Annotated in this window: 4 protein-coding genes; 1 reads left to right on the top strand and 3 read right to left on the bottom strand. The window is 60.5% G+C overall.

Annotation, left to right across the window (positions count from 1 at the left end; genetic code table 11):
* Positions 1–1,259 (bottom strand): oligopeptide:H+ symporter (locus tag JWR14_RS29045; protein ID WP_299715977.1); only part of this gene is annotated, 1,259 nt, incomplete at its 3' end.
* A gap of 382 nt (positions 1,260–1,641) precedes the next feature.
* On the opposite strand from JWR14_RS29045, the gene JWR14_RS29050 reads away from it, so the two are divergent.
* Positions 1,642–2,373 carry an SDR family oxidoreductase gene (locus JWR14_RS29050; RefSeq protein WP_299715980.1) on the top strand — a complete coding sequence of 244 codons (732 nt, stop codon included), beginning with the start codon at positions 1,642–1,644 and terminating at the stop codon, positions 2,371–2,373.
* On the opposite strand, the gene JWR14_RS29055 is transcribed toward JWR14_RS29050, so the two are convergent.
* Both JWR14_RS29055 and JWR14_RS29060 read right to left on the bottom strand, forming a co-directional pair.
* On the bottom strand, positions 2,313–3,071 hold the full coding sequence (locus JWR14_RS29055) for a ribonuclease HI family protein (RefSeq protein WP_299715983.1): 759 nt from the start codon (positions 3,069–3,071) through the stop codon (positions 2,313–2,315). The genes JWR14_RS29050 and JWR14_RS29055 overlap by 61 nt on opposite strands.
* A gap of 100 nt (positions 3,072–3,171) precedes the next feature.
* The coding region (locus JWR14_RS29060) for a c-type cytochrome biogenesis protein CcmI (protein WP_299715986.1) at positions 3,172–4,162 on the bottom strand (991 nt) is incomplete at its 5' end.

The raw sequence follows: 4,162 nt of genomic DNA on the forward strand, positions 1-4,162 counted from the left end.
GCTCCCATCATGAAACCGCTCATGCGTGCGGGCACGTAGTGGGCGATCATCGCGAGGCCCAGCCCGGACACCAGCAGTTCGCCAAGCGAATAGAGCCCGTAGCCGCCGACCATGAACCAGGACGGCACACGGCCATCGACGGCATACCGGCCGCTGAACGCGAATACGAAAAAGCCCAGCGCAACCACCATGAAACCCAGCGCGTACTTTGCGGCGATGGGGATATCGTGACCGCTATTCGCGAGCCGCGTATACGCGATCGCGAGGAACGGACTCAGCAGCATGATCCAGAGCGGATTCAACGCCTGGAATTGCGCCGCGCTCCATGAGAACAAGGTCACGTTGAAGAGTGTGAACGATGCGTCCACGTTGCGCAGCGCGAACAAGGTCAGCGAGGTGGACATCTGCTGATAAAAGATGAAGAACAGGATGACCTGTAGCGTGAGGATCAACGCGGCGAGCAGACCAGCACGTTCGCTTCGATCGCATTTCAAAAGCATCCAGCCAAAGATCACGAGAATGGCAACACCTGCTGCGTATACGCAGATCGCGGCCACCTGTTCGTTCTGCAGCACGAATACTGTCGCGAGACCCAAGGCCACGCCGCCCACCGCGACCGCGGCAAAACGGCGCCACTTCATGGGCTCGTCGTCCGGCGCGGAACCGATGTGCCCGACCGTGCGCCGCATCACCATGAAGTTGATCAAGCCCAGCACCATGCCCGCGAAACACACGGCGAAGGCTGCGTGCCAGCCCCAGTGATCCTTGATCCACGGCGTTGCGAGCATCGAAATGGTCGAGCCGATATTGACCGACATGTAGTAGATGGTGAACGCGCTGTCGAGGCGCGCGTCATCGCCTTCATAGATGCGCCGCACGAGATTCGCCGCGTTCGCCTTGAAGAGGCCGTTGCCGACCACGATCACACCCAGCGCCGCGTACAAGTACCCCAATGAATCGAACGGAATGGAGAGCATCAGATAACCCGATGCCAAAACGCACGCGCCGAAGATCATCGTGCGCCGCGCACCCAGCACCTTGTCGCCAATCCACCCTCCTATTGCCGGCGCCGAGAACACTAGCGCGGTGAACGCACCCCATGTGAGGTTCGCGTGGGAATCTGCGAAACCGAGTTTGTCGATCATGAACAGCACGAGTAACGCAGCCATGCCGTAATAACCGAAACGCTCCCACATCTCGATCAGGAAAACGGTCGTGAACGAGCGCGTCTGAGACGCGCCGGACGGATGTGGAGTCATGGATAATTCTCGATAAAGGTTGGACGGCGCCCCCTGTCCTTGAACCGTTCGCACCGCATGGCGGTCGATTCATTAATACAGGAGTCCGATACATGGGAAGTCGCGATTATCCCAACACTTTCCGGGAATGTGTGGCAAAGGCTTGCACATACAGCGTTCAGTTTTTTGAGACTAAGGCGGAGGTTGAAAATCAGATGAGGCGTAAGAAATGTTTGCGCTGTTATTGGTTGATTAGCGTCAATTGTTGTTCGGATTGAATACGTTTTTTTGTACGTTCAATCATTTCGTATAACGATCTATTTGACGATATGGCGCCGGATCGCGGGCTTTTTGAAACTCGTGGTAACTTTGTGTCTTTAATTTATTCTCAGGTTGCATCGACATGAACACTATCAAGGCGATTCTCACCGGCCACACACGCGGTCTCGGTGCGGCGCTGGTCGACCTCATGCTGTCACGCGGCATCGCGGTGCTTGGGGTGTCGCGTACAAACAGCAACACGTCCACTTCGCCCCTCTTGCAGGAAGTCGAACTCGATCTCGCGAATTCCGCTGCGCTCGGCGCATGGCTTGGGACTGAAACGCTCGTCCGGTTTGTCGATGGCGCGCATACCGTCCTGCTCATCAATAATGCCGGCATGTTGCAGCCGGTAGGCCCAATTGAAGGGCAAGACGTGAACGCGATCGGCCGCGCGGTGAGCCTGAATGTAGCTGCGCCGTTGATGTTATCGGCAGCGGTGGCAGCGGCAAGCCCGGCGGCATCTGATCGACGGATCGTGCATATCTCGAGCGGCGCGGCCCGCAATGCGTATCCTGGCTGGAGCATCTATTGCGCGACAAAGGCAGCGCTCGATCATCACGCACGCGCGGTCGCGCTGGACAACAACCGGGCGTTGAAAGTGTGCAGCGTTGCACCGGGTGTGATCGATACCGACATGCAAGCCGAGATTCGCGGCACGGGTCTGGAGCACTTTCCGTTGCGAGAGAAATTCGATGAACTCAAACGCAGCGGCCAGCTTTCCACCCCGGCCGACGCCGCGCGAAAAGTGCTCGACTACGCGTTAAGCGATTCGTTCGGCGACACGCCCGTGGTGGACGTACGCGACCTGTCGTGAGCGTTGGAGTGGGTGTCCGCGTGAGGATCGTTGCGAATGGCGTGCTGCGAAAGCGCATCGGCCGCGGCGTTGCGGGCGCGGGGAATCCACTGAAGGCGAACATCGGCGAGCTGGGCGATCAGGCCGCGCGCCTGCGCCGCGTAGGTGCTTAGCGCGGGCGCACTGCTGGCTTCATCGCGAAGCACGTCTTCAATGACGACCTGACTGTCGCCGTGAATCACCAGCCTGGCCGGTGCCGGCTTTCGTGATACCGCGGCTTCGAGCACCGCGATCAACGCAAGATATTCCGCCTCGCAACTGTCGCCGTGACCGGCCCGCGCGCTAATTTTCACAATGTCGCCGTCAGGGCTCTCCAGCACACCGCCAATGCCAATCTTGCCAGGATTCGGATGCGCGGAACCGTCGAACCAGGCGTTCCAGGCGACGGCGTCACGGACAGCAGGCCGGACTTTTCGGGCCGTACGCGCGGCTGCCCGTTCTTGTTCACGATGGTGTCGCGCCTGCTCAGTCGCGGCCCTTTCCCGACGCCGTGCGCTCACGAGCTCCGCGAGCGTCTGTGTGCCGGCGGACTTTTCCAGCGTCTGCGTCAAGGCCGCATGAGCGGAGAGCGAAGTGAGCTTCGACAAGCGCCGACTCAGCGCACGCTCCTTCTTGTAGGCAATAAGCAATAGCTCTTCGAACTCGAACGTGCCGCGCATTGAGGGGATCGAAAGAAGTGATCGAATGCCGAGCTTAACAAGTTTTTGCAACGGGTCGAAAATCGGAACACTGAGAACCGTGGCAGTTGATATCAAGCGCCTATGGCGATGACGGCCCGATCACCACGCTGGCGTGTCGATTTTCCGAGCCTCGGGCGTCGCCTTGTCCGCTCAGATCGTTCGCGCCCGATGTCGAAACAATCCGCGCTTCCACCACAACTTGCTGGTGTGCCGACAGTGTGTCAGTTGCGTTGATGGCGAGCGAGTCATCGAGAACGATCGTTGTCGGGAGTTCACCTGCAGCCAGCCGACGCTCGGCAAGCAACGTGTTCGGCGGGGCCGCTGAGTTGACTACACTCGCTGCGCTCGCTGCATTTGCCGAGGCCGGTGCGTCGCTCGTGCGAGCCGTCACGATTACCGCGGCATCGGAGGCGGCGTGCACACCATCGGCCAGTCGAATATCCACGGTAACCGCCCTCATCCCCTGCGCCCCATCGATACTCTTCTGCACCCGGATAGCCTCGGGCGAATCCGCCTTGAGCGTCGCGAGCAGCCTTCGCCAATACCCGATCGCGCGGGCATAGTCCCGCGCGTCGAACGCCGCCGATGCCGCCAGCGCAAGCGCTTTCGGATCAGCGGCATCGATCGCGAGCGCCGCCGCGATCTCTTCCGATGCTCGCCCGGCGAGCCGGCCATCGTCGGCACTGGCGATGGCATCGGCGAAATCGGCCCGCAGCGATGCGTCGCCCGGATCAAGCGCTACCGCCTTCGCGTAGGCCGCGACCGCATCTGTCGGCCGCTCAAGTACGGCGTAAGAGCGTGCGAGCGTGGCCCAAGCGGTGGCGTCGCGAGCATCTGGCGGATGATCGCGCAGACGAAACGCGAGCTGCGAAACCATCATCTCCACCGACATCGACGACATGTCGTGCAAGACACCCAGCGAGTCGTCCAGCGAGTTGTTCAGCTTAAGCGCGGCCGGTTCACCGAGCTTCAGATATAGCATGCACGCAGCGCTCGGCAACAAAGCAATCAGCACGGCACAGGTTGGGGCGCGTGTAGCCAACCCCGCCGTGGACCTGCGTGCAAGCGAA

It is taken from the genome of Caballeronia sp., assembly GCF_028292365.1.
Taxonomy (GTDB): domain Bacteria; phylum Pseudomonadota; class Gammaproteobacteria; order Burkholderiales; family Burkholderiaceae; genus Caballeronia.